The following is a 24,763-nucleotide window of genomic DNA, read 5'->3' on the forward strand; positions in this document are numbered from 1 at the left end:
ACTTAGACATTATATAAAATAAAGACCTTCACAGTTGAAAGTCTTTATTATTAGGTATGAATACTTATTATTCTTTTGTCTACAGCTGGTTTAAGAATATAAAGATAGTTTTACTTCGTTTCATTTAATAAGTACAAAAATAGCTGTATCATTTCTTTTTGTTTGCTATAAGATAGCTCGTTCAACTTTTGCATCAGCTCTTCATACTTTTCATCACTATCAGGAAATCTTGCACCAAAAAAATCTTCGGGCGTAATTTCGAGCGCATTTATAATATTTTCTAACGATTCCATTTTCATGTTATATTTCATGTTTTCGACTTTACTAATGTACTTTGGTTCTCTATCAGCTTTTTCGGAAAGATAGGTTTGTGTCCAGCCTTTTTCTTCACGTAAGTGTCTAATTCTAACCGAGATGTATTCATGAAGCGGATGACTCATCGCACTCAACTCCTTTATGTTAAGAATATAGTGCTTTAGAGAACACTTAAACATACCTTTAAAACACCTTTTATTATAAAGTGTTGTATAGAACACTATAATATGTTAATATTTTAGACATGAAGTAGAAAAGCTATTTTTACTATCATGTTATAAATTATTTACATGTTATGGGGAGTAACTACGTTTTAGGCTTAACCCAAATCCTTCGTCAATTTATTAGACGGAGGGTTTGGGTTTTTGTGCGCTCGGCATGGGCGATAACTTGGTGGTGAAAGTCCACTACAGGCTTGGCAGTAGGAACTGTTAGCTAAAAGCAAGGGTGTCCGTCGTGAGGCGGAATCTGAAGGAAGCTGGAGGCAAACACTCGCACTGACGAACAGGAATCTCATAAGAAGGCTGAATTGGGACGGACGAGCTTGCAAAACAAAGCAAAGTCCAATACTGCCCGAATCCCATACAGTAAATGAGGCGGTGACGTGAGTGGAAAGTTATCGCACCTTACCCGAGGAGGTCTGCCTAGCGATAGAAATCGTAGTAACAACGAATAGGCAGAAGTCAGCCAAGGTCATAGTAGTATCCTATGGATATGAAGGACTGAACAATAATAACTTTGAAGTAAACAAGGAGGTGGACGTGCTCACCAGGACCGCAGCCAATACCGTGGTAAAGACCGATAGGTAGCTCACTCGTGGAAGGATAAGCTGGAAGCAAAAGAAGAAATGAGGAGCGCGTAAGGGAGCACGACAATAAGATGATGAACCAAAGTGGCTTTCCATTAATGAACGAACTCGTCAGCTCAATGAATATAGATCGAGCGATCGAGAAAGTCAAAAAGAACAAAGGAGCACCGGGAATCGATGATATGACGGTATCTGAAATCAAATCTCATTTGAACAAGTATCGTCGTCCCTTTGTACAAAAGCTGAGAGAAGGGACCTATCGCCCACAACCAACAAAACGTGTGGAAATTCCTAAAGGAAACGGCAAGAAACGAAAATTGAGCATCCCCGTCGTACGGGACCGCGTAGTACAACAAATGATTTTACAAGTCATCACGCCCTTGATCGACCCGACCTTTTCGGAAAACAGCTATGGGTTTAGACCTGGAAAAAGCTGTCAACAAGCAATAGCGAAGGCAGGCCAATATTATGAAGAAGGCTATGACGTGGTTGTCGACTGTGATTTAAAGAGCTATTTCGACACGATTAACCATCAGAAACTTATGCATCGTATGCAATGGTACATCGAAGAAAAGGCCGTTCTCCAACTTATTTGGAATTTCTTAAACGCAGGAGTAATGGAGGGCGAAATTCTTCGTCCAACTTCAAAAGGAGCCTCCCAAGGGAGCCCGCTTTCTCCTCTTTTAGCCAATGTTTATCTGGACCAATTGGACAAGGAACTCGAAAGAAGAAACCATCGGTTTATTCGATACGCGGACGATTTTATTATCTTTGTCCAAAGCGAGCGGGCCGCTCAGAGAGTCCAAGAAAGTATTACCCAATTCCTGGAAAAGAAATTACGATTGACGGTGAATCAAGAAAAGAGCCAAATCATTAAGGCGCATCAATTAGAATACCTGAGCTATCGTATGAGAAAAGATAAGGGAAAGTAAAGAGCCGACCCACAGCGTCGGCCAAACAAAAGTTCAAAAGAACGCTGAAAAGATTGACGAACCGAAAAAGGGTGGGCACGCTAGATGAGATGATCAAAACCATCAATCAGTACACCCAAGGTTGGATTCAATACTATAAAGACGGAGAACTAAAAACTTTCCTAGCTAAACAGATGGAATACTTACGACATAGGTTGCGAGCCTTGATTTGGAAAAGATGGAAGAAAGTCGATACGAAATACCGCCAACTGAAGGCAAGAGGGGCCTCTCATAAAGAGGCCATGACGTATGCGAATAGCCGGAAACAGTATTGGCGAATTTCAAAATCAAAACTTCTAAATAGAATCTTCAGCAAAGAAAAGTTCAAACAATGGAAACTCAAGGATTTCATTGAAATCCTTGAGAAATAAAAGCTTAAATTATTGAACCGCCGTATACGGAACCGTACGTACGGTGGTGTGAGAGGTCGACTAATCAATTAATGGTTAGTCTCCTACTCGATTTATTTGTGTAAAAGTAGAGAATAGAACCGAGTTTTTAGGGGGAAAAATAACTGCTTTTAATAAAAATTGAAACAAGTGATAGGCTGGTTTTCAATGAAGTCTAATAGTAATTGCTAAAGGAGGTGAGAAAGTGATCGGAGTACTAGTTGTAACACATGGTCATTTGGCCGAGGAATTTTTAAATACTGTAAAGCTTATTATGGGAAAGCAAGAGAAAAGTTTCTCTTTATCTTTACTTGAGGGAGACAGCGTTGAAGATTTTTCTCAAGAAATATTTAATAAAATTAAAGAGATTAATGATGGTTCTGGGGTTATTGTGGTAACTGATTTATTTTTGGCCAGTCCATATAATCAAACAACGTTTAATCATAAAAGAATATTAGATGAAAATATTGAATACCGTTTAGTAACTGGTGTCAATTTATCAATGTTATTAGAGATATTTAATCAACGAATGCTTGAAAACTCACTTGACGATATTTGTGAGAAAGCGATGTTTTCTGCAAAAGCAGGAGTGAAAGAATTTACTAGAGAATTGTCTAAAAACAAAAAAACTAAATAATGTGAGGAATAAAAAAATGGAAAATATTGTTTTAGCACGTGTTGATGATCGTTTAATCCATGGCCAAGTTATGACAGCCTGGCTTCAATACACAGGAGGAAATCATATTGTTATTGTTGATAATATTACTGCTAGTGATGAATTTACGAAGGAAATCATGGAAATGGCAGTTCCTGAGGGAATCGGTTTAGATATATTTAGTAAAAGTGAAGCTGTCGAAGGAATTAGTAACTTAGATAGAAACAAAAAAATTATAATCCTTACTAAAACGCCTGGAGTTTTTTTAACTCTAATTGAAAGCGGTATAACAATCGAAAAAATTATTATTGGAGGTATGGGGGCTAATAAAAACAGGAAAAAGTTGTATAAAAATATTGCTACTACAGAGGATGAGAAAGAGGATATTAAAAAGTTAATTGCAAAAGATATTGATGTTCAAATCCAAGTCGTTCCTGATGAAAAAGCTGTCGGTCTGGAAAAGATTTTATAGGGAGGTTAGTTGAAGATGCACATTAGTTTTTTTCAAGCTATTTTAATAGGATTTATATATTTTTTAGGAATAAATGCACAACCCTGGTTAACAACCGTAGGTACTCATATGATTATGAGACCCATGGTTAACGGAACTTTAGTAGGGTTAGTATTAGGAAAACCAATAGAAGGATGTATTATCGGTACAGCAATTAACTTACCCTATCTAGCTTGGATCTCAGCTGGTGGTTCTGTACCAATGGATCCTGCTTTGGCTGGAACATTAGGAACGGCGTTGGCAATTGCTGGTGGAGTAAATGCCTCAGCCGCAACGACTTTAGCTGTTCCTTTAGGCCTTTTGGGAACTGTTATCTGGGTTGTCCATATGACTGTTGATATTTCTTTTCTTCATATGGCAGATAAAGCAGCTGAAGAAGGTAATACTAAAAAGCTTAATTTTTTAAATATTTGGCCGCCACAAATTATTGTATTTTTAATGTCTGTTATACCAGTAGCTTTAGCAGTGTACTATGGAGCAGGGCCAGTAGCACAAGTTGTTAATATGATGGAAGGTAAACCTTTAGATGTTTTATCAGTTATAGGCGCAATTTTACCAGCTTTAGGGATCGCAATGAATTTACGGGCAATGAGTGGTAAAGGTATATTACTATTTTTTATTTTCGGATTTTTAGTAACTGTTTATTCAGATATTCCAATTTTAGCTCTGTCTGTATTTGGAGTTTTTGTTGTATATATTTATACAGAATTGACTTTTAAAGAAGATAAAAACAAGGCGGTGTAGAGAATGAATGGAACAAACAAATTAACAAAAAAAGACGTGAAAAAAGCATTTTGGCGTTGGATGTTTTTCTCTCACGCAAACTATAATTATGAGAGGTTACAATCAACAGGTGTTGCTTATGCACTTTCTCCAATTCTTAAAAAGATTTATAAAGATGATCAAGATCAATTAACCGAAGCGTTAGGTAGACATTTACAATTTTTCAATACAGAGCCTTCTTTTGGTGGACCGATTTTATCTGTTTCTATAGCAATGGAAGAACAAAAAGCAGAAGGAGAACCCATAGAAGGAACTATGGTTGAAAGCTTTAAAACTGGATTGATGGGACCAATTGCAGGTGTTGGCGACAGTTTATTTCAAGGGACATTAATTCCTATCCTATTGTCTTTAACTATCCCATTTGGCTCAAGTGGAAATATTATCATGGGGCCTGTCGCTTATGGTGTATTGCTATTAGGAATAATGCTTCCTTTAGCTAGATGGTTATGGTTACAAGGTTACTACACTGGGCGAAAGGGAGTTACGGAGTTATTAAGAAGTTCTTTACTACAAAAAGTAATGTTCTTTTGTAAGTACTTAGGAGCAATTGTTATGGGAGCTTTAGCCGCTAGTTTTGTTGAAGTTAGTACTTCTTTACAAATACCACTAGGCTCTGATTCTCTTGATGTGCAAGAACAAATATTAGATACATTACTTTTAGGGATACTACCATTAGGAATTACTTTAGGAACTTATTGGATGTTAAAAAGAAGAATGAAACCAACTACAGTACTTGTTGTTTTAATTTTAATTGGAGTTATCGGTGGCGCATTTGGAATTATCGAATAAGAAAAGAGGGATTATTTTGCAATTTAAAAATAAAATAGCTGTTGTTACAGGAGCTGGGAGTGGAATTGGTAGAGGAGTCAGTTTAATGCTAGCTAAGGAAGGTGCTATGGTAATAGTCACTGACTTAAATGAAGAAAATGCTAAGAAAGTTTCAGACGAAATTTTAGCTAATGAAGAAAAGTCAGTATATTTTAAACTAGACGTTACAAAATCTAATGAAATAACTAGCATGAGCGAATATGTAAAAGAAAACTTTGGTTTAATTGACATTTTAGTAAATAATGCCGGGCTATCTGTCATTACTCCCTTTTTTAAGCATACTGAAGAAATATGGGATAGAACAATGGAAATTAACTTAAAAGGACAGTTTTTATGCTGTAGAGCTATTATTCCTCAAATGTTAGAAAAAGGCGCTGGAAGTATAATCAATATGTCGTCTCAATCTGGGAAGGTAGGCACGAATGATTATCAAGCTTATTGCGCTAGTAAATTTGGGGTCATTGGCTTAACACAAGCACTCTCTAAAGAATTCGCAGGAAAAGGTGTCCGTGTTAATTCAGTTTGTCCGGGTGTAGTTTATACTTCAATGTGGGAAAAGCAAAAAGCTGACTACGCGGCTAAGAAAAGCATTGATTCCGAAGAAGTTATGAATTATTTTGCCGGGAAAATTCCAAAAGGAAGAGTCGGTAAGGTTGAAGATGTAACCAATACAATTTCTTTCTTATTAAGCGATCAAGCCGATTATATCACGGGCCAAGCGATCAATGTTAATGGCGGAGATATTATGTTTTGATCTTTAAAAGAATAAGGCAAATAATATAATAAAGCAACCTGATATCAATGTTCTATTGTTGTCAGGTTGCTTTTTTTATAATTAGTTATTAAAACATTCTAATAAATGTAAATATTTTGAAATAAGCGTTTAATTTGAGCTATGAAAGTATAGACTTTTTTTAAACGAAATAATATCAATTTATAGCAATCGCTTACTATAAAGACTATTGATCACTGTAATTTTTTTAGTACTATTAAATTTAATAGTACTAAAAAAATTTAAAAAAATAGGAAGGATGTAAATAAAAAATTTGTTATAAATTAGTTTTACGAAGAGGAGGGCTTGTGTTAGAAAAAATAGAAGCGATTGTAGGGCATCTTATAACTCAGATCTATTTACAGGTATATATATTTACTTAAATAATATCGTTATCATAGATGGTTCGTTTGGTATAATAGCTTTAACGAAAATTTTAAGATAGTATAGTGTATTTTTTGTATATCCAGAATGTATTAACTGAAAAAGAAAGGGACCTTAGATTTCATTGGCAGACTAACTCTCATGTTTTTAGAGACTATCCGGTTTTAACAGAATATGTTTTTGTATTTATAATACTCCTTAATGTGACAATTATGAAGAAAGAGAAGATATGTTAATGACACAATATGAAATGATTACCCCTAATAAAAATTACCCGTTTAAACTTTTTGAATTTAACTCAGAAGACCCTTCCCGATTAATCTTACCTCATTGGCATAATAGCGTAGAAATTTTGCTTTGTTTAGAAGGCGTGCTTGAAATACGTTTGTCGCAGTCGACATTCCATCTTACGGAAGGAGACGTCTACTTGATTAATAGCAATATTATTCATTCGACAAGAACCCCTCGTCCAGGGCATGTGTTTGTATTACAAGTCCCGTTAGAATTTGTCCAGCAATGTACCGAAAATAATTATGGTAAACAGATTTATTTTCAAGGTGATCTTTCAAATAATAATAAAATCCAGCAAGATTTGTTAGCTGTTAGGCAACTAGATAGGTATAACGATTTGGCTAGTCATGCTTTTGTTTTTGCTAAGGTGTATGAATTGTTTTCCCATTTATTAACTACAGAAGTAATAAATGGACCTATTATCAAGGAGACGGAAACAGTCAAGAAATTAGATCAATTGAGCGAAATAAACTCTTTTATCCAAAAACATTATCAAGAGAATCTAACACTTGAAGTAGTAGCTAGACATTTTAATTACAATGCTTCTTATTTTTCCCGATTTTATAAACGCTTTATGGGAATTTCGTTTACCTGAATGATTTATAAAAATTTGTGGATAACGCATTCGACTGTTCAACGAGGTGACTTTTATGTTATTTTCCCTTTTTATCGCCGCTTTTGAATAAAGAATAGAAAGGGATGATCGAACGACGCTAAAAAAAGATAAAATTCTTCCTAGAGAATGAAAGCCAAGCCTTTTTTATCAAGAGGAAAAGGGGAAAAGTAAACTAGAGATTCAATCGCTGAATTCGTGTAAGGACTTCCCAAAAAAGCGTGTTGTAAACATTCGTACTTGATAAGTGAATTTGCACTTGACGCGCGTGTTCTGTGACTTTTCCAGCAATATGAAATAGTTGAAAACGGATCGTGTCAATCACCGTCGTCTTTTTCTCTTGCGGAAAAGTCAGCTGTTTCATCAAGTGGATGATATTATAGGCGATAAAACTTAGGGCTAAGCGAACCTTATTCGCTAAAAAGGAAGGACTGTCCGTTTTATCAGCGAAAAATCCGGTCTTCATTTCTTTAATGAAGTTTTCCATATTCCCTCGTTTTTGATAGAGCTGAAAAATGGTTTGGGGCGAAAGATGAGCGAAATCAGTCACCACAAATTGAAATTCGGAAAAAAGTAAAGTTTCGGCTTTTCGGGTAGCCTTGATGGCTACTGTCCGAGATCGGTCCCAAGAATCTGCTTGATAAGCCATCTTAAAATATTGATGTTCGGTCTTTGTGTAGTCCGTACCGTTGGTATATTGGACAAGATGTTGCGCATAATGAATCAACCGTACGTTATTTTTCAATTTAATCACATAATGGGCGCCTCGACACTCACATTGTTTATAAATTTCCGGTTTGGCAAAGCCACTATCCCCGCGTACAAGCATTGTGGGATCACTCGAACGTTGTTGGTAATGCGCCAACATTTCTACGAGATAATCTTCGGCGTGGGTGGAGGTATAAGATTTACCATGACGGTGGCGAACATCTAATGCCAATCCGGTTAACCCTTCGAATGCCACAAATGGATGATATCCATTGAGGCCATAGTGGTAAATATATTCCCCTGCTTCTTGCTTTCCGTAAGTGGGACAACAGGTGGAATCCAGATCAAGCACGAGTTGTTGGCTGTTTTGCTGGTCCATGCCTAAATCGCCAAGTTTTTTCGCCACTTGTAATAGTTGATTAACATTTTCTTCTGTCAAGGTATGAAGCAAAGTAGACATCATAAATTGCGAAGGGAGCCGTTCTTGTTTCAATGCTTCCTTAAAAAGGCGATCATATTGTAAGGTATTGGCATCTCGGTCTCGAGAATAACCAGCGATCAATTGATATAACCACTGTTTTACGACGTCCAGCCATTCATGTTGGGCGAAGAAACGATACTCTGGAATATGAACGTATCGCGCTAACAGGGAATCAAAACGAATTTGATTTAGAAACTCCGAAAGTAAGACGAGCCCCGCGTCATTGGTTAAGGTGCCACCATCATTGGCGATCGAGATGCTTTTTTGCTCATTGAATGTAAGAGAATTTTGTTGTAAAGTGATAGACATAAGGACGCACTCCTTTATTGTTATGTTTCGTTGACTTTACAATAACACGAAGTGCGTTCTTTTTGTACACCCAGAAGGTGAAGCAACTCAACCTTTAGAAAAAAGCACATACCAAGGATTGAATGATCCTTGGAAAAATTTATAAATCATTCAGGGACAACTATTTTATTTAAATAGTAATGTTGAAATTAAATATCAGATAAAGGGAAAAAGCTTACTACATATAGAAAAGATAAGGCGAAACACAATATGTTGTGTTTTTATATAATTCTGTTTTATTTTGCTACGGTATAATTGCCTGCTCCACTTTTGCGGGACATTTAAAGGTGTTCATTTTCTTTTTGAGAAATTTTCATTAAAAACATATGACCCTTTACAATAAGCAACATCAAGCAGCTTAGAATTAATTTTACGACCGTTTAATTGGATTTGTTATTGATCTATATGTTGTGGTATGATACCATTCTTAATGGAGAAAAGAAAAAACAGTAGATAGGCGTCTACTGTTTTAGGTTATTAGGTATAGCTGTTACTTTTTTAGAAACAACTCTAATCAAATATTTTAACTGTTAAAATCATAACAACATTATATTCTAAAGTAAAGTACTTTTTCGTTTATTTTCATTTTCATATATGCTGTATCTAATTTCATCTTTTCTTACACTATTATAAGGAGAGATTATTTGAAATTTGTAACAAACTACTACAATTTAAATAAGAAGCAAGAAGACATTGATTTTGTGAACGTTAATATGATGGGAGATAGTAAGTTATTTGTTAATCCTATTTTGTTAGAAGAATCGGCGAATGAAAAATTTTTTTCATTGGGAAAACGAAAGGTTGAGTCTTTTTTTAAGGTGGTATTTGATTTATATGCTACTGAAAATAAAGAACAGGCTTTGCAGAATATGTTTGACCATTCTAAGGAAAGCAATGCTAATCATTTTGGTTTTTCGGAAAAAGAGTCTAGAGGAAACGGAGCTTCTAAACATTCATTATCTAACCTTTTTGATACTGTATTAGATACAGGTAGCTTGAGAAGAGATATTATGGCACAACCAGTATCTATTTTAGTATTTGCACATGATTTTGGTCCAGATAGAATGTCTGACTTAACGGTAAGTATTTTGAAAAAAGAATTTGTAGAGTACACGTTGGCAGAAGCAAAGAAACTGAATATTCCAATTGAACCGAATAAAGTCAGTTATGGTGAGTATTGGGACTATGAAACAGCTAGCTGGAAAGAATTAACAGAAAGATGGATTAAAGGAGCAGATGGTAAGAAGCTAATTCTTACTCCTAAACAAATCGTTTCACATAAATATGGATTTTCAGTAGATGACTATATAAGAAAAGTTGTATGGGTGTGGAGAAAAGATTATCATGTTAAAAACAAGACTTCTTTAGCGCAACCTAAATACGATGAATATGGAGAACTATTCTATGATGCGCCCACAGTTGAAACTCTGAGAACAGAGGAAGTTAGGAAACCCTATGCAGGAAGAGAAGGTAAGTGGAAACTATATGCTTTAGACATGACACTTAAAAATCCTGAGTTGTATACTCAATATTTTGGTAATACAACTGCGAATAAAACGAATAAGAACAGACCTTTAAATGATAAAGAATTAACGGATATTATCAAAAAAAGGTAATAATGTATGGATAAGTAACAATATATGATTTTATAAAATGAATTTAAATAATAGACAAGCGGGATTGTAGAGTTTCATTTTGAACTTTTCAATCCTGTTTTTGTAATGCTTCGCGTTTTGGAGATAAAATTATAAACTAATTGTAGTATGAATAACGTTGATTAAACAGAAGTGTCTGAGCTTCCGTTATGTTAGTTGCTTTAAATTCTTATTTCAGAGGGATGCTATATTTCGAATAAAGGTTTCTAAAAAGTATACCTATGAAAGTATACTTTTTTATGTACTCAAAATTTTTTGCATGTATTATATTGTTATTAGAAACAAGGGAGGTGACATAATTAATACCTACGAACTAGAAATTATTAATTTGCTTTTATCACAAGATACTGTCCATTATTCTGATATCGGAGAGAAAATTAATAAGTCAAAGAAAACAATTGCTAAGTACCTTGATCATATTGAAAGAGAAGTATTGAAATACAATGTTCAATTAAATCGAAAAAGAAACGTAGGGATTTATCTTTCTGGAAATACGAGTATGTTAGTCACTGCTATACAAAATGGAGAGCTAACTGAAGTTTCTGAAGATAGGGAAGAACGAATTATTTCTATCTTTTCCACTTTGTTAATGTGTGAGAAACCCGTATTGATACAAGAGTTAGCCGATTCGCTATATATTAGCCGTAGCACACTTGAAAACGACTTGGTTAACATTAAGGAAAGACTGGTCGACAGTGGAGCAACTTTACAAAATACTCATCAAGGCATTTATATCGATGCTTCAGAAAAGACAAAAAGAAAGCTTTTATCACAGTTATTAGAGATGTATTGGGGAAAGGATAATGTTTGGGCAACGTCTAAAAAGTCTACCATGATTGATCATTCAATTTTGCAATCGCTATCTCATTTATTTGATTCTGAAATTGTACAAAAAGTATTGGACTCATTAAATGAGTTTCAAAAAAGAGTTCATTTAAAGCTAGATGATTATGAATATCAATCTTTAACGGTTCATTTAGTTATAGCCATTGAGCGGTTACGAAAGGGTGAACCGTTATTAGGCAGAGAGTTAGGAAACGCTCAAGAAAAAATAAAAGATAGTACAAAGCTATTAGTTTCTATTCTAGAAAATAACCTTGATATGAAGCTTCCTGAGGACGAGCAACAGTACATTAATATCCATATTTTAGCTGCTGAAACAGATAACAAAAGTGTTTCTGATGAGGCCCAAATTTTTAACTTAGAAACGGAAAATGATCTTGACGCTTTTCTAAGACAGTCATTGACTGATTATGATGATATATTGATTAACAATTTACTTTTACATTTGACACCAGCGATCAAACGTTTTTCATTAGGGTTAAATATTTATAATCCCTATACCGCAGAGACAAAGAAATTTTTCTCATTGGCTTATAATCGAGCAGTTGATTTAAGTATTCAATTAAAAAATGCTTATTCAGTTGATATAAATGATGATGAAATCGCTTTTATCGCTTTGCATATTCAAGCTTACCAAGAGCGAAAAGAAACCAAAAAGATCGAAGCAGTCATTGTATGTAGTACTGGTTTAGGTACAGCAAGATTATTGGAACAAAGAGTGAAGAAATATTTTTCTGATCGTTTAAAAATCACAAGAGTCATGTCGTTGCAAGAGATGAAAGAAGCCCCCATTTCTGAAGAATTAGTCATTAGTACAGTAAATACACAATATGAAGGTGCGTCAGTGATAAAAGTGTCGCCGTTTTTGGACGATTTTTCAGCCAATGCGATTAGTCATAAGGTCGATCAACTAATAGATAATCATGAACATGCCGATGCATTTATGAACTTAATAGATAAAGAACTTATCCTACTTGATGACAAAACAAAAACGAAAGAAGAAGTCATTCAAGAAATAGGAAAACAACTGGTAGAAAAAGATTATGGATACCCAGGGATTGCTGAAGCAGCAGTAGAACGTGAAGAAGTAGCGAGCACGAAAATAGGATTTGTCGCTACACCACATGCGCCAGTCGATTACGTGAAAAAACCATGTATTAGTTTATATATTAATCCTGAAGGCATTACATGGGACCATGGGAAAGTGAAACTGATATTTTTTCTTGCTATGAATGAGTCGATAAAACCTGATATACAATCAATATATCAACATTTCAATGATATATTAGAGAATGAGAAACGTTTGAAAAAAATGTTTCGTTTAAAAGATAAAGACAAAATTATTGAGTTACTGAGGGGGAACTAAATGGTGCATAATAGCAAAATGAGTGATTTTATTATACGAGGGGAAATATATGGATAATTCAGAATTAATAAATGATAACTTGATTGAACTAAATGTTGATGCACATTCAAAAAAAGAAGCGTTAAAAAAAATAGCCGAACTCGTTTTTAAAGCTGGACGTGTAGAGAGCGCAACAGCTTATTGCAACGGTATGATGGAAAGAGAAGCTACATCAACCACTGGTTTTGGTGGCGGAATTGCCATACCTCATGCCAAACTTGATGAAGTCATCAAACCAACGATTAGTGTAATAAAGCTTGATAAAGCAGTAGAATGGGAGGCTATGGATAATGAACCGGTTTATTTTTTGATAGCATTAGCTGTTCCGAAAAAACAAGAAGGAAACTTTCATCTAAAATTATTGGCAAGATTGTCAGAGAATTTAATGGAGGAAAGCTTTGTCCAATCATTACTATCGGCACGTACAAAAAGCGAGATTTCTAAAATAATTACTGAGATTTTAACTGACAAGGGAGAGGTTTAATAATGAATATTTTAGCAGTAACTGCATGCCCAGCTGGGGTAGCTCACACTTATATGGCAAAAAAAGCATTAGAAAAAGAAGCAAAAAAAATGGGGTATAAAATTAAGGTAGAAACTCAAGGATCAATGGGAACCGAAAATGAAATTAACTCCAAAGACTTAGAAAAAGCAGATTTAGTCATTTTAGCTGTTGATACGAAAATAGAAAAAGCAAATAGATTTGATAATAAAATTGTTTATGAAGTACCTGTTGCTGATGCAGTGAAAAATGCCTCTAAAGTAATTAAGGATGCAACAGCAAAACTTTAAGGAAGGAGCAAAATTTATGTTAAACGAAGCTAAGAAACATCTGATGACAGGAGTTTCTTACATGATTCCTGTTGTTGTAGCTGGTGGTATATTACTTTCGTTAGGGGTAATCATTGGAGAAGATACTCAATTAGGTGAACAGTTAGTCAATTATGGAGGTTGGACCTTAGATCTAATGGTCCCAATGATTGCGGGTTATATTTCCTATTCAATAGCTGAAAGACCGGGGATCGCAGTTGGGTTAGCAAGTGGTGTGTTTGCAGCAGAACTTGGTACCGGATATCTTGGCGGAATCTTAGTTGGTTTTTTTGCAGGTTGGATTACTAACCAATTAAAGAAAATACCGATGCACCCTAACGTAGCTGTCATAAAGCCTATTATGATTATTCCAGTATTTGGTATTGGAGCATCTGCTATTTTCATGGGATTGATTTCACTGGTATTAACACCAGCAATGACAGGCTTAGAAAATTGGTTAAACTCTATGGATGGAAGTAATCTATTTATTTTAGGCTTCATTATTTCAGCGATGATGGCAGTTGATATGGGAGGACCAGTAAATAAAATTGCTTTGTCATTTAGCTATGCTACATTGGCTGAAGGCATTTATGCACCGATGGCAGCTTGCTGGATTGGCATTATGAGTGCACCATTTGGCTTAGCTTTAGCATCATTGATTTTTTCTAAGAAATTTTCAAAATCCGAGAAGGCTAATGCACTTCCTACAGCTTTGATGGCTTCTTTAGGTATAAGTGAAGGCGCTATCCCTTATGCAGTAGCTACTCCATTAAAGGTAATTCCTATTATCACTGTTGGCTCAGGCATTGGGGGAGGAGTTGCTTTATCACTTGGTGCACAATCCCCAATCCCCGCAGCTATCGGAATTTGGGGACTACCATTTGTAAGCAATCCGTTCATGTTATTAATAGGTCTTGCAATTTCTATTATTAGTATCACTTTCGCAGTGGGGATGGTTCGAAAAGAAAGTGACGTAGATGAATCAGAAGATACAGGATTATCTTTTTAATCCTTAGGAGGTGTTTTTTTGGGGACTCGTTTTGACAAAGTAATTAATCGAACAGGAACATATAGCACGCAGTGGGATTTTGCAGAAGATCGTTTTGGAAAAAATGATGTGCTTCCTTTTTCCATATCAGATATGGATTTTCAAAGTCCCAATGAAATTTTACAAGTAATGGATGAGTATGTGAAACACGGTGTATTTGGATACACAAGGTGGAACCACAGCGAATATAAATCAGCTATTACACATTGGTACAAGTCACGTTTTGCAGTAAATATGCCTGCTGATTGGATTGTTTACAGTCCGAGCGTTATTTATTCAATTTCAAAATTAATTGAAATTCTAACAGATGAGACCGATAAAGTGATATTGCAAACCCCAGGATATGACGCCTTTTTTAAACAGTTAAACGCATCTGGTAGAGAAATGATAAAGAATCCTTTGACTTACAAAAATGGTTCTTATTCCATTGATTTTAATTTGTTAGAAAAACAGCTATCTCATCCAAAAAGCAAAGTAATGTTATTTTGTAACCCGCATAATCCTACCGGTAGAGTATGGAGTAAGCAAGAATTGAAGGACGTAATAAATCTTTGTGAAAAATATCAAGTCAAAATTATTTCTGATGATATTCATATGGATATTGTCTATCCCAATCACAACTATATACCTATTACAAGTATGACAACGAATCCAGATAATGTATTTATTTGCACATCTGCTAGCAAAACTTTTAATACACCAGGATTAGGTGGTTCGTATGTATTTATACCAGATGGAAACATAAAAGATAAATTTTTGACTACTATAAAACAACGTGATGGTTTATCTAGCATAACTATATTTGGTTTACTATCAATAATCGAAGGATACAACTATTCTGCTTATTGGGTGGATGATTTAGTTGATTATTTATATGGTAATATGCAAGTTGTATCTTCTTTTGTAAAAGAACAGGTTCCAAATGTGAAGTTTAAAATTCCAGAATCAACCTATCTGGCGTGGATGGACTGCTCAGATTTAAAATCATCGGAGGAAGAAATACAAAATGCTTTGGTAAATGTTGGCAATGTTGGAATTATGTCAGGTAAAGTTTATCACGAAAATGAAGGGAAATTTCTACGTATGAATGTTGGATGTCCACGGAGTAAGTTAGTAGATGGATTAGAAAGATTGGAAAAGTCTATTAAGACTATTGAATAGATTTTTATGAAAAATATGTTGGGTAAGGTGCATTCATTCTGGTTCAGCAAGAACATAATCTTGTTATTTTCAAATTCAATCTTTGTTCGTTCTTTTTTGCTACCACAATCTAACAAAAATTGAAATCTTCTTGGAAGATATGCTATAATGTAAGCGAAAAGAGGAATTGTGTTAACAACCCCTCTAGTAACAGCACCGTTTAAGACGGTGACAGAAATCAAATTATTTTAAAAATAATCGTCGCTCCTGCTAAAGTTTGACGGTTATTTTTTTGTCTTTTTTACGGCGTCTAGGATACCAAAGATTAGCGTAGCGGTAAAAGAACCGAACGCAATCATTAGCCCTAGAGCTTCCGCAATGGACAAAAGCCTTCTCCTTTCTTTAAGATTTTAGCACTTACTTTCATAAGCACCACCACCTTTCAAAAAAGATAGCCACCGTCATAAACTTTACTGTTGCTTACATTATAACATATTTTATAGAATTTGATGGTAACAAAAATTGTTTTATAATGATCGTTTTGTGTGTTGCTGTAATATTTTTGTTGTAGGTAGTAAAGGTGAAAAAAAAGTAACATTATTAAGTCAAATTGATTTTGCATTGGATAAAAAAGAGCGAAAAAATGATAGATAAAACAATTCCTTAAGTTAAATTTCAAATGGTCGAAAAGACATGGAGCCAAACATTTGAAATGGACACTAAAGGCGTTTTTTAAGTAAATTCGTTATAGGCGATAACTTGGCGAAATAACCTATTGGTTTTCCTGCGCCTTAACACCTAAGAAAATATTTTGTATGGTTTTCCGTTGTTTTTGGCTCATATTGTGTTGATCAAGGCAGTGTAGGGCAATGGTATAAGCAGGAAATTTATGGTTAGGAACAAAAGTATCCATTTCCTGTTGATCAGCACAGCTGGTAACGATTTGACAAAAGGAGTCATTATCTAAAGGATTTAAATATTGTTTTAATTCTTCTGGATCACTTATTGCATCAATTTTTACTTTTAAATCATTATCCATGAATAGGTCTCCTTGTTCGTTAAGAAATTTTTGCGAGTATTTTTCAAACAATAGTAAACGATTATTGTATAATATAGTGTATCATTTCGGTGAAAATTGTTATAGCAAAGTCTTTCTTTGGCTGATTCAAGGGAAATAGGTAACCTAACAAAAAAATTGAAATTTTTTAGAAACTACGATATAATACAGACGAAAAGAGGAGTTGTGTTAACAACCCCTCTAGTAACAGCACCGTTTAAGACGGTGGCAAGTCTATGTTATTTATAAAAAATAACCGTAACTGGCTAAAGTTTGACGGTTATTTTTTTGTCTTTTTTACGGCGTCTAGGATACCAAAGATTAACGTAGCGGTTAAAGAACCGAACGCAATCATTAGCCCTAGCGCTTCCGCAATGGACAAAGGGCCTCTCCTTTCTTTAAGATTTTAGTACTTACTTTCATAAGCACCACCACCTTTCAAAAAAGATAGCCACCGTCATAAACTTTACTGTCGTCTATATTATAACATGTTTTATTATAGAAATAGTGCGTTATTTGGCAAATGACAATAAAATAACAATGTAATGCTTGTTAGTGTTACTAACAGAAGTTTTTGCTAACACAAAAATAGTAGCTTCCCCGCGTAGTATATTAAATAGTTTCTCCAGTTTTACCACTCGTTGAACACGTACATATGATGATTTTATACAAGGTTTCTTTTTTTATTGACTGAAACACTTTATTCTAAGCTAGTTTTCTACTAAAAAACTAGTTTCCTTCTTTTAAGTTATTTTAAATCACAGATAATTGTAATCGTTTTTTTAACTGGTATGATAAAAGAAAGTAAAAGGGAGGTTTGAAAAAATGGAAAAGTCACAAAAAGGAAGTAAGAAAGCGAAATTTTTATCAGTATTTGAAACTTTTGGTCGCTCTTTTTTGCTGCCCGTTTCGGTGTTACCAGCAGCAGGGATTTTAAAGGGAATTGGCTCAGCATTTACCAATGAAAATACCGTAGAGATGTATCCTTGGATGCAAAATGAAGCCCTACAATTTGCGATGGGTTTTTTGGAAATGCTTGGAAATGTTGCCTTTGATAACTTACCTATTGTTTTTGCGGTAGGTGTAGCTGTTGGTTTGGCAAAGCAAGAAAAAGGATCGGCAGCTGTTTCAGGTTTATTAGGTTTTCTTGTACTGCATAGTACTTTGAACTTTTTACTTGATGCTACAGGAAGGCTTGTAGATGCGGGAGCGGAAAATGCTGATGAACTAATGGCTCAGGCGATGCAGACTGAAGTGTTAGGTATTCAAACAATGGATTTGAATGTTTTTGGTGGTATTATTACGGGGGTTATTGTTTATTTTGTGCATAAAAAAGCGATTCGAATTCAAGTGCCCCAAGTATTTGGTTTCTTCAGCGGACCACGATTAGTCCCTATTTTGACGATTCCGGCGATGGCACTTGTTGCGATCTTATTCTTCTTTATCTGGCCTTTTATACAACAAGGAATCAATATTTTGTCTCTAGGTGTTTTGAGATCAGGTTATGCAGGTACATTTGCTTATGGCTTATCTGAACGATTATTATTACCTTTTGGTTTACATCATGGGATTAATTGGCCGATTCGCACGACGCCTCTTGGAGGAGTTTTTACGATTGGTGGTCAAGAATATGCAGGAACAATCAATGCTTATATGGCTGCGTTAAGTGACAATGGCGCCATCGATTCGATGATTACGCGTTTTTCTGCCGGGAAATTTGTTTTTAATATGTTTGGACTACCAGGAGCAGCTTTAGCAATGTATAAAACCTCTCGTCCTGAAAATCGGAAAACGGTCGGTTCATTATTACTTGCTGCGGCGTTAACTTCATTTGTTACAGGAATTACGGAACCTCTTGAATTTACTTTTCTTTTTGTCGCACCAGCCCTGTATGGCATCCATGCGGTTTTAGCTGGGCTTACGATGTTAGTCACCAATATTGTTGGAGCAGCTTTCTTGACGCCAACAGGACATGGTTTAATTAATTTCTTAATTTATGGTGTTTTACAAGGAATGCGGACGCAGTGGTACTTATTACCGCTTTTAGGCATTGGTTGTTTTATTATTTACTATTTTGTATTTAAATTTGCTATTGAAAGGTTCGACTTTAAGACACCTGGACGTGAAGCAGACCCAGCTACGATCACCTTACATGGGAAAGACGAAACACGTGAGAAGATGGGCGTAAAAACTCAGAAAGATAAAGAAAAAGAAAATGAGAATGGGCTTGCGCTTCATGATCAAGCACTACAGCTAATCGATGCTCATGGTGGGGCGGATAATATTACAGTAGTGGATGCTTGTATTACCCGTTTGCGTATCAATGTGAAAGATGATGCTGTGGTGGATTCCGACCGAATAAAAAATAAATTAGAAGCGATGGGATTTGCAACTTCAGGGATGCAAATGCAATCGATTTATGGGGGCAAAGCGAACCCAATAAAAGTTGAAATTCAGGATATTTTAGGATTGGCGGAATGATTATGGAGAATAAATTACTAGTGACTGATTTAGATGGGACCTTTGTGAAAGATTCAAGACAAGTCGCTTCTAAAGATAAGAAGCTATTTGTTTCTTTAAAAGATAAAATTCATTTGGGGATTGCCACAGGGCGTTCTGTTAAAGAAATTGATTTTATTGAAGAGCAAATCGGGTTCAAAGTGAATGCTAAAATCGGCTTTAATGGTGGTTTGATTATGAAAGAGGGGCAAAAGATATTTGAACGATTTATCGAAACGTCCGTTTTGCTTGAATTACTGTATTATATTCAAGACAATCAATTGATTTATGACGCACTAGATGGGAAAAATCGTATCGGAACCTATCAGTCAGGAAATCAAGGACGTATTTGGAATGTTCCACTAATAAAGCCTCAAGACATGATTCATGAAATAGCACCACTGAGGATATATAAAATTAATGTGCGACCTGAAGCTGGACGTTGTACGTCGACATTACTAGATTTACAGCATAAATTTCCGGAGCTTTCCATTTGTAAGAGCGGACCTGAAAGAATAGAAATCACGCCCGCAGAGATCACAAAAGGTCAAGCCATTGAATATATCAAACAAACACAACCATTAGAAGTCATTGCTGTTGGTGATTCTGAAAATGATATGAGTATGTTTGAACTAGCGGATACAAGTTTTTGTTTGCGACATGCAGCCTCTGAAGTACGGGAGGCAGCGGATTATGTGATAGATGATTTTTATGAAATTGCGCAATATATATAAAAGAAAAGTCGAGCGTATGATATATATGCTCGACTTTTCTTTTACTTAAGTATCGTCTTTTTCTCCTTCTTTTTTCAGTAATACGGTTTCAAAGATAACTTCGGCAGCGACCGATAACATCAAACGTGACCGCAGTTTTTTTCGTTTTTGTGGCGTCTGATAAGTAAGCAGTGAAATGTCTGATAAGCTTTGTAATGGATTATTGGAAAATCCGGTAATTGAAATGACAGTGACATTTTTTAACTTACTTTTTACAGCGATTTCTAAAATTTGCTCTTCTTTACCACTTAAAGAAAAAATGAGTAAGCAGTCGTTATTGGTAGCTATATCAGCAATATCACGAAAAGGGGCGGCTTCGGTGTAATCATTAGACCATAATCCCAAGTTTTTTAATTTTCGATTGAATGAATTGACTACACTTACACTTGATCCCATCCCAATACAAAAAACTCGATGACTTTGTAATATGGAATTAGCGATAGCATAAAGTTTTTCTTCTTCCATCATATGAATTGTTTTGGAAAAATCGGAAGAAAATGTCTCAATCATTGTTTCGTAATTCTCCTCTGAATCAATCTGATTTGCCGGGCCTTGCGTATTTGCAATCGCATATTTAAATTCAGTAAATGAAGGGTACGATAGTTTCTTTATAGCTCGTACAATCGTTGGAGCAGAGACGTGAAGATCATTTTGGATCAACTTCATTTTCAAATTCTTGACATTGGGCTGGTTCAACATGTAATCGATAATGATCTGCTCAGTACTTGATAGTGCATCATAGTTCTTTTGTATTTGATGATAGACCGAGTCCATAAAGTATCCTCCTAAATAATTTTTCATTTATTATTATAACAGATAATTTATGTAGGGAAATTTTGGTTTAAGTTTGGGGGTAGAAAAAAGTTAAGGGAATTTGATAATTTGAAAGAGAAATTTTCAAAAACTCCTTGAAAGTAATAGCTTTTACAAAAGGGTAGGTACAGCTGACTAAAAATTGAAAAATTCATTAGAATTATGCTATAATACAAATGGAAAGAGAGATTGTTTCAACAACCCCTCTTAACAGCACCGTTTAAGACGGTGACAGGTATTAATTATTTAATGAAAAATAATCGTCGCTCCTGCTAAAGTTTGACGGTTATTTTTTTGTCTTTTTTACGGCGTCTAGGATGCCAAAGATTAGCGTAGCGGTAAAAGAACCGAACGCAATCATTAGCCCTAGCGCTTCCGCAACAGACAAAGGGCCTCTCCTTTCTTTAAGATTTTAGCACTTACTTGCATAAGCACCACCTTTCAAAAAAGATAGCCACCGTCTTAAACTTTACTGTCGCCTATATTATAACACGGTTTATAGAATTTTATAAGAACAAAAATGACAAGCATGTTTATATTTTCGAATAGTATGCTATAATGAAGTTGAGAAACGAGAAAATGTTTGTTGCAAGACAGTACAAAGGCCAGCTCCTATTCATCATAGGGCTGGTTTTTTTGATATTATAGTGTTTTTGTTTGAGAAGAACGCTTAAATATATCGTTATAGTGTGATTATTTATACTACATGATAACAGGAGAAAGTTTTTATTGTTTATTTTCTTTTGACGAAAGATCTATATTACCTTAAATATAGGAAAAAGAATAATGTAACAGAATTTAGCGCTTCATGCTAGGAAATGGGTGAACTCACAAGTTTGGTCACGCTTGATTATTTTGGTGTTACCATGTATAATCAAATTAGAGAGGTGATTTCTATGCTAAAGACAAAAACAAGGGCACAAGGTAGATCTATCGTGGTTACTTTACCAGCTGAGGATGGGGCAACAGTTTTTCCTGGGAAAGAATATCTTGTTTCATACGGAAATGATGGAACTATTGTTTTGATACCTAAAATTGAAGATCCGTTTGCTAATGTTACAGAAGGAGCTTTTTACGAATCGGATGTATGGGAAGATATGCCAGCAGTTGGTAAAGAGGTGCTGGATGACTAATCACTATACACCAGAAAAAGGAGACATAGTGTGGATCGACTTTGATCCTTCAACTGGAATGGAAATTCAAAAGCGACGGCCAGCTCTGGTAATTTCGCGCGGAAATTTTAATACGGCGACAAAATTTGCGGTGGTATGTCCTATTACATCCACTGAAATAGATTTACCAACTAGATATAGTCTTTCAGAAAATTATAAAACAAAAGGACAAATAGTCATCCATCAAATGAAATCTTTAGATTTCAATAAACGCAAAATTGACTTTATTGAGAAAATGAACCCTGTGGACTTGAAGAAAATAGAACAGATCATTGAGTTCATTATTTGATAATTGCAATTAAAATTTTTTATTTTAATTACATGCTATACTTAATATGCGAAATAAGACTAATGTACAGCTGAGCCACCAGAAAATCACCCTGTTGTCGTAGGGTGATTTTTCTTTTCGCTTTACAAAAGAAGTAGTTAAAACAAAAAATGTTTTATACTGAACATGTTGTGTGTTGCTGTAATATTTTTTGAAGGTAATAAAAGCGAGGGAAAAGTACCCTACCCTTATTAAGACAGATTGATTTTATACTGGATAATGAAAGGAGAAAAAATGATAGATAAAACAATTCCTTATGTTAAATTTCAAATGGAAAGAAACACTTCCAAAAAATTACCAGATAGACAATTACTGGTAGGTTATCAATTTAGCTTTTATACTCCTGGGGATGAAAGAGATTGGCAAGCTATAGAAACTTCTGTGGGAGAGTTTGATAACTTGTCAGAAGCCCAAGGGTATTTCCAAAAGAATTTTGTGCCTTATCCAGACGAATTGGAAAAACGAATGACTTTTGTCACCGATCCATCAGGTAAAAAAGTTGCTACATGTACAGCTTGGTGGGCAAAAGAAGGAGGCCCTCAGTTCCATTGGTTGGCTGTTATGCGGGAAGCACAAAGGAAAGGGATAGCTACTTTTCTGACAGTAAAGGTCACTGCACTTTTAGAAGAATTATATCCTGATCAACCTGCAATGCTGCATACTCAAACGTGGAATTATCCTGCGATTACAATATACCAAAAGTTAGGTTACACATTTGTTTCTGGTACGAAAGATTTCGAAAAAGGAATGAGTATTTTAAAAGATATTGTAAGAAGAGAGGATTAAATTGAACGCTATTAATTGGGGAGTATATTGCTACGATAGCTCATGTTAAAAAGGTTATTCTTTTATCTTGGATGGTACATTTGCTATTGATAAGTCTTTAGAAAATGTCAAAAGAGCAGTGAAAAGAGATTATGATACCTCAACTTATTATGTTTATCAAAACCTATTCATAGCTAGGGCGTTTACACAGTTAAGACAACAAACAGAAGGAAGGTATGTACCTAAAGCGAAACTTATAAAGTCTTACTTTAATTCTAGGAAAAATGTTAAAAAAGTAATGAAACCTTTGAAGACGAAGTAGGTATTGTAGTTGTACTAAAAGTCTTTCAAAATGCTATTTCAGAAGTTGTTGAAGGTGTGGAAAATATTGATTTAATTATTTCTGATCACTTTTCTTTTGAAGAAGTGGAAGTAAAACTAGATGGTAAGTAAAGAAGAAGCTCAAAGAACCTTAAACAAAACTATACTCAATTTTCAAAAAACGCTTCTCGCAAGGAATTTCGAACGGTGTTGAAATATGTTGCAGAAGAATCAAACCGAAAGCAGCGTAAAAGCGTTGGCTTGGATAAATAGTTTTTTTCTTTATATTTTGTCCAAAAAATAGTGTCATTACTAATTTTTTAGCAACAACACTAAATATTATAAGAACGAATTTTATCTATCCTTTAACCCCTTGTTTGTTGAAATTGAACAAAGAAGTTTATTTTTCCAGCCATTCATCAACGAGTTCTTGGTTTTCATCAATCCACTTTTCAGCGCCTTCAGACGGTTCTTCATCTTCCTCTTCAGCTTCACTGACATAACTCATTAATTCACCAATTTGATCATCATCCATTTTCCAATTTTTCATCCACTGATCTATTTCTGGATAATCTTCATCAAAACCTTGGCGTGTGGCATGATGAATTTTTTCAGCTTCGCCAAAGGCATTTTGAGGGTCGTCTAGATATTTTAAGTCCAATTCAGAAAACACACGATGTGGGTTCCATAAGGGTACCACAATATCCTCTTCATTATCGATTGACTTTTCTAATTCAGTCAGCATAGCAGGTTCAGAGCTTGCGGTGAGTTCATAGTCTAATCCATATTCTTCTATTACATCTTCTACGACTAACATGGTTCCTGCGCCAGCGTCAAAACCAGTGATTTTCTGATCTAAGTCTTCTTTATGGTCATTTAAATCTTCGATACTATTTATATCTTCCATATAGCTTGGTACAACCAGTCCAACTTTTGCATTATCATACCAAGTCTCTTCTGAAAAATTAACGGTGTCTTCATACTGTGTTTTATATTCCGCATCTTGAACTGGCAACCAAATTTCAGGACTGATATCTAGTTCATCATTTTCAAGTGAGGACATTTGTGTGGCAATATCTAATAAGTGGAAGTTCACTTCATAGCCTTCTTCTTCTAAAAGAATTTTCCACATATTTGTCACTGCGATATTTTCTTCCCAGCTAATTTGCCCCATCTCAATAGTTCCTTTGTTTTCTTCTGCAGCGTCTTCATTTGTTGTACCTTCACTACATGCACTTAGTACTAAAATAGAAATTGTTGTCATGATAAAAATGAGT

At 35.0% G+C, this 24,763-nt stretch carries 28 protein-coding genes; 20 read left to right on the plus strand and 8 right to left on the minus strand.

Annotated features, from left to right (window positions below):
* Positions 1-110: 110 nt before the first annotated feature.
* On the minus strand, positions 111-440 hold the full coding sequence (locus tag AC806_RS02100; protein ID WP_069028672.1) for a helix-turn-helix domain-containing protein: 330 nt from the start codon (positions 438-440) through the stop codon (positions 111-113).
* A gap of 754 nt (positions 441-1,194) precedes the next feature.
* On the opposite strand from AC806_RS02100, the gene ltrA reads away from it, so the two are divergent.
* From ltrA to AC806_RS02140, 8 genes are all read left to right on the plus strand, one after another.
* Positions 1,195-2,055 carry a group II intron reverse transcriptase/maturase gene (ltrA, locus tag AC806_RS02110; RefSeq protein ID WP_014123943.1) on the plus strand — a complete coding sequence of 287 codons (861 nt, stop codon included), beginning with the start codon at positions 1,195-1,197 and terminating at the stop codon, positions 2,053-2,055.
* Between the two features lie 53 nt (positions 2,056-2,108).
* Complete coding sequence (locus AC806_RS11635) at positions 2,109-2,465, plus strand: group II intron maturase-specific domain-containing protein (RefSeq protein ID WP_014123482.1); 357 nt, start codon at positions 2,109-2,111, stop codon at positions 2,463-2,465.
* 223 nt (positions 2,466-2,688) lie between these two features.
* Positions 2,689-3,120, plus strand: a complete 432-nt coding sequence (locus AC806_RS02115; protein ID WP_069028673.1) for a PTS sugar transporter subunit IIA — start codon at positions 2,689-2,691, stop codon at positions 3,118-3,120.
* Positions 3,121-3,136: 16 nt separating this feature from the next.
* The gene (locus AC806_RS02120) at positions 3,137-3,610 is read left to right on the plus strand and encodes a PTS sugar transporter subunit IIB (RefSeq protein WP_069028674.1); all 474 of its coding nucleotides are present in this window, start codon (positions 3,137-3,139) and stop codon (positions 3,608-3,610) included.
* Between the two features lie 15 nt (positions 3,611-3,625).
* Positions 3,626-4,393: a PTS mannose/fructose/sorbose/N-acetylgalactosamine transporter subunit IIC gene (locus tag AC806_RS02125; RefSeq protein ID WP_069028675.1), complete on the plus strand. Its 768-nt coding sequence runs from the start codon at positions 3,626-3,628 to the stop codon at positions 4,391-4,393.
* Between the two features lie 3 nt (positions 4,394-4,396).
* Positions 4,397-5,221 (plus strand): PTS system mannose/fructose/sorbose family transporter subunit IID, encoded by an 825-nt coding sequence (locus AC806_RS02130; protein WP_069028676.1) that lies wholly within the window; start codon positions 4,397-4,399, stop codon positions 5,219-5,221.
* The gene (locus tag AC806_RS02135) at positions 5,196-6,014 is read left to right on the plus strand and encodes an SDR family NAD(P)-dependent oxidoreductase (protein ID WP_197492664.1); all 819 of its coding nucleotides are present in this window, start codon (positions 5,196-5,198) and stop codon (positions 6,012-6,014) included. The genes AC806_RS02130 and AC806_RS02135 overlap by 26 nt, the downstream gene beginning before the upstream one ends.
* Before the next feature lie 637 nt (positions 6,015-6,651).
* Positions 6,652-7,302 (plus strand): AraC family ligand binding domain-containing protein, encoded by a 651-nt coding sequence (locus AC806_RS02140; RefSeq protein ID WP_069028677.1) that lies wholly within the window; start codon positions 6,652-6,654, stop codon positions 7,300-7,302.
* A 193-nt stretch (positions 7,303-7,495) separates the two neighbouring features.
* Here the strand turns inward: AC806_RS02140 and AC806_RS02145 are convergent, their stop codons facing one another.
* Positions 7,496-8,818, minus strand: coding sequence for an IS1380 family transposase (locus tag AC806_RS02145; RefSeq protein WP_069028678.1), 1,323 nt, complete (start codon positions 8,816-8,818; stop codon positions 7,496-7,498).
* A gap of 683 nt (positions 8,819-9,501) precedes the next feature.
* On the opposite strand from AC806_RS02145, the gene AC806_RS02150 reads away from it, so the two are divergent.
* From AC806_RS02150 to AC806_RS02175, 6 genes are all read left to right on the plus strand, one after another.
* Complete coding sequence (locus tag AC806_RS02150; RefSeq protein WP_069028679.1) at positions 9,502-10,473, plus strand: hypothetical protein; 972 nt, start codon at positions 9,502-9,504, stop codon at positions 10,471-10,473.
* A 367-nt stretch (positions 10,474-10,840) separates the two neighbouring features.
* Positions 10,841-12,721: a BglG family transcription antiterminator gene (locus AC806_RS02155; RefSeq protein WP_197492665.1), complete on the plus strand. Its 1,881-nt coding sequence runs from the start codon at positions 10,841-10,843 to the stop codon at positions 12,719-12,721.
* Between the two features lie 49 nt (positions 12,722-12,770).
* A complete protein-coding gene (locus AC806_RS02160) occupies positions 12,771-13,244 on the plus strand; it encodes a PTS sugar transporter subunit IIA (RefSeq protein ID WP_069028681.1) in 474 nt (157 codons plus the stop codon).
* Positions 13,245-13,246: 2 nt separating this feature from the next.
* Positions 13,247-13,552: a PTS fructose transporter subunit IIB gene (locus AC806_RS02165; RefSeq protein ID WP_069028682.1), complete on the plus strand. Its 306-nt coding sequence runs from the start codon at positions 13,247-13,249 to the stop codon at positions 13,550-13,552.
* Between the two features lie 16 nt (positions 13,553-13,568).
* Complete coding sequence (locus AC806_RS02170; protein ID WP_069028683.1) at positions 13,569-14,579, plus strand: PTS fructose transporter subunit IIC; 1,011 nt, start codon at positions 13,569-13,571, stop codon at positions 14,577-14,579.
* Between the two features lie 18 nt (positions 14,580-14,597).
* The gene (locus AC806_RS02175; RefSeq protein ID WP_069028684.1) at positions 14,598-15,779 is read left to right on the plus strand and encodes a MalY/PatB family protein; all 1,182 of its coding nucleotides are present in this window, start codon (positions 14,598-14,600) and stop codon (positions 15,777-15,779) included.
* Between the two features lie 263 nt (positions 15,780-16,042).
* Here AC806_RS02175 and AC806_RS12270 read toward each other — a convergent pair whose 3' ends face one another.
* From AC806_RS12270 to AC806_RS12275, 3 genes are all read right to left on the minus strand, one after another.
* The gene (locus AC806_RS12270; RefSeq protein WP_081497518.1) at positions 16,043-16,117 is read right to left on the minus strand and encodes a putative holin-like toxin; all 75 of its coding nucleotides are present in this window, start codon (positions 16,115-16,117) and stop codon (positions 16,043-16,045) included.
* Positions 16,118-16,530: 413 nt separating this feature from the next.
* Positions 16,531-16,797 carry a hypothetical protein gene (locus AC806_RS02185; protein WP_069028686.1) on the minus strand — a complete coding sequence of 89 codons (267 nt, stop codon included), beginning with the start codon at positions 16,795-16,797 and terminating at the stop codon, positions 16,531-16,533.
* 298 nt (positions 16,798-17,095) lie between these two features.
* Positions 17,096-17,170, minus strand: coding sequence for a putative holin-like toxin (locus tag AC806_RS12275; RefSeq protein ID WP_253212770.1), 75 nt, complete (start codon positions 17,168-17,170; stop codon positions 17,096-17,098).
* 470 nt (positions 17,171-17,640) lie between these two features.
* Between AC806_RS12275 and AC806_RS02195 the strand changes: the two genes are divergently transcribed.
* Together AC806_RS02195 and AC806_RS02200 are read left to right on the plus strand one after the other, a co-directional pair.
* Entirely contained in the window at positions 17,641-19,296 is a 1,656-nt protein-coding gene (locus AC806_RS02195) for a PTS transporter subunit EIIC (protein ID WP_069028687.1), read from the plus strand.
* Positions 19,297-19,298: 2 nt separating this feature from the next.
* A complete protein-coding gene (locus tag AC806_RS02200; RefSeq protein WP_069028688.1) occupies positions 19,299-20,048 on the plus strand; it encodes an HAD-IIB family hydrolase in 750 nt (249 codons plus the stop codon).
* A 45-nt stretch (positions 20,049-20,093) separates the two neighbouring features.
* Here the strand turns inward: AC806_RS02200 and AC806_RS02205 are convergent, their stop codons facing one another.
* Together AC806_RS02205 and AC806_RS12280 are read right to left on the minus strand one after the other, a co-directional pair.
* Positions 20,094-20,861: a MurR/RpiR family transcriptional regulator gene (locus AC806_RS02205; RefSeq protein ID WP_069028689.1), complete on the minus strand. Its 768-nt coding sequence runs from the start codon at positions 20,859-20,861 to the stop codon at positions 20,094-20,096.
* A 325-nt stretch (positions 20,862-21,186) separates the two neighbouring features.
* Positions 21,187-21,261 carry a putative holin-like toxin gene (locus AC806_RS12280; protein ID WP_081497518.1) on the minus strand — a complete coding sequence of 25 codons (75 nt, stop codon included), beginning with the start codon at positions 21,259-21,261 and terminating at the stop codon, positions 21,187-21,189.
* Positions 21,262-21,796: 535 nt separating this feature from the next.
* On the opposite strand from AC806_RS12280, the gene mazE reads away from it, so the two are divergent.
* The 4 genes from mazE (at position 21,797) to AC806_RS12085 (ending at position 23,487) form a co-directional block, all read left to right on the plus strand.
* The gene (mazE, locus tag AC806_RS02215) at positions 21,797-22,033 is read left to right on the plus strand and encodes a type II toxin-antitoxin system PemI/MazE family antitoxin (protein WP_041591760.1); all 237 of its coding nucleotides are present in this window, start codon (positions 21,797-21,799) and stop codon (positions 22,031-22,033) included.
* Positions 22,026-22,361: a type II toxin-antitoxin system PemK/MazF family toxin gene (locus AC806_RS02220; protein ID WP_014123850.1), complete on the plus strand. Its 336-nt coding sequence runs from the start codon at positions 22,026-22,028 to the stop codon at positions 22,359-22,361. The genes mazE and AC806_RS02220 overlap by 8 nt, the downstream gene beginning before the upstream one ends.
* Positions 22,362-22,634: 273 nt before the next feature.
* Positions 22,635-23,186: a GNAT family N-acetyltransferase gene (locus tag AC806_RS02225; protein ID WP_069028691.1), complete on the plus strand. Its 552-nt coding sequence runs from the start codon at positions 22,635-22,637 to the stop codon at positions 23,184-23,186.
* A 67-nt stretch (positions 23,187-23,253) separates the two neighbouring features.
* Positions 23,254-23,487, plus strand: coding sequence for a zeta toxin family protein (locus tag AC806_RS12085; protein WP_014123851.1), 234 nt, complete (start codon positions 23,254-23,256; stop codon positions 23,485-23,487).
* A gap of 399 nt (positions 23,488-23,886) precedes the next feature.
* Here AC806_RS12085 and AC806_RS02235 read toward each other — a convergent pair whose 3' ends face one another.
* Positions 23,887-24,750 carry a glycine betaine ABC transporter substrate-binding protein gene (locus tag AC806_RS02235; RefSeq protein WP_069029370.1) on the minus strand — a complete coding sequence of 288 codons (864 nt, stop codon included), beginning with the start codon at positions 24,748-24,750 and terminating at the stop codon, positions 23,887-23,889.
* Positions 24,751-24,763: the final 13 nt, after the last annotated feature.

The sequence above is a fragment of the Tetragenococcus halophilus genome (assembly GCF_001712815.1).
GTDB lineage: Bacteria > Bacillota > Bacilli > Lactobacillales > Enterococcaceae > Tetragenococcus > Tetragenococcus halophilus.

Coding starts and splice junctions, on each gene's coding strand:
- AC806_RS02100 (WP_069028672.1), bottom strand. CDS start 440: ATGAGTCATCCGCTTCATGAATACATCTCGGTTAGAATTAGACACTTA.
- ltrA (WP_014123943.1), top strand. CDS start 1,195: ATGATGAACCAAAGTGGCTTTCCATTAATGAACGAACTCGTCAGCTCA.
- AC806_RS02120 (WP_069028674.1), top strand. CDS start 3,137: ATGGAAAATATTGTTTTAGCACGTGTTGATGATCGTTTAATCCATGGC.
- AC806_RS02125 (WP_069028675.1), top strand. CDS start 3,626: ATGCACATTAGTTTTTTTCAAGCTATTTTAATAGGATTTATATATTTT.
- AC806_RS02130 (WP_069028676.1), top strand. CDS start 4,397: ATGAATGGAACAAACAAATTAACAAAAAAAGACGTGAAAAAAGCATTT.
- AC806_RS02140 (WP_069028677.1), top strand. CDS start 6,652: ATGACACAATATGAAATGATTACCCCTAATAAAAATTACCCGTTTAAA.
- AC806_RS02145 (WP_069028678.1), bottom strand. CDS start 8,818: ATGTCTATCACTTTACAACAAAATTCTCTTACATTCAATGAGCAAAAA.
- AC806_RS02160 (WP_069028681.1), top strand. CDS start 12,771: ATGGATAATTCAGAATTAATAAATGATAACTTGATTGAACTAAATGTT.
- AC806_RS02165 (WP_069028682.1), top strand. CDS start 13,247: ATGAATATTTTAGCAGTAACTGCATGCCCAGCTGGGGTAGCTCACACT.
- AC806_RS02170 (WP_069028683.1), top strand. CDS start 13,569: ATGTTAAACGAAGCTAAGAAACATCTGATGACAGGAGTTTCTTACATG.
- AC806_RS02185 (WP_069028686.1), bottom strand. CDS start 16,797: ATGGATAATGATTTAAAAGTAAAAATTGATGCAATAAGTGATCCAGAA.
- AC806_RS02195 (WP_069028687.1), top strand. CDS start 17,641: ATGGAAAAGTCACAAAAAGGAAGTAAGAAAGCGAAATTTTTATCAGTA.
- AC806_RS02200 (WP_069028688.1), top strand. CDS start 19,299: ATGGAGAATAAATTACTAGTGACTGATTTAGATGGGACCTTTGTGAAA.
- AC806_RS02205 (WP_069028689.1), bottom strand. CDS start 20,861: ATGGACTCGGTCTATCATCAAATACAAAAGAACTATGATGCACTATCA.
- mazE (WP_041591760.1), top strand. CDS start 21,797: ATGCTAAAGACAAAAACAAGGGCACAAGGTAGATCTATCGTGGTTACT.
- AC806_RS02220 (WP_014123850.1), top strand. CDS start 22,026: ATGACTAATCACTATACACCAGAAAAAGGAGACATAGTGTGGATCGAC.
- AC806_RS02225 (WP_069028691.1), top strand. CDS start 22,635: ATGATAGATAAAACAATTCCTTATGTTAAATTTCAAATGGAAAGAAAC.
- AC806_RS02235 (WP_069029370.1), bottom strand. CDS start 24,750: ATGACAACAATTTCTATTTTAGTACTAAGTGCATGTAGTGAAGGTACA.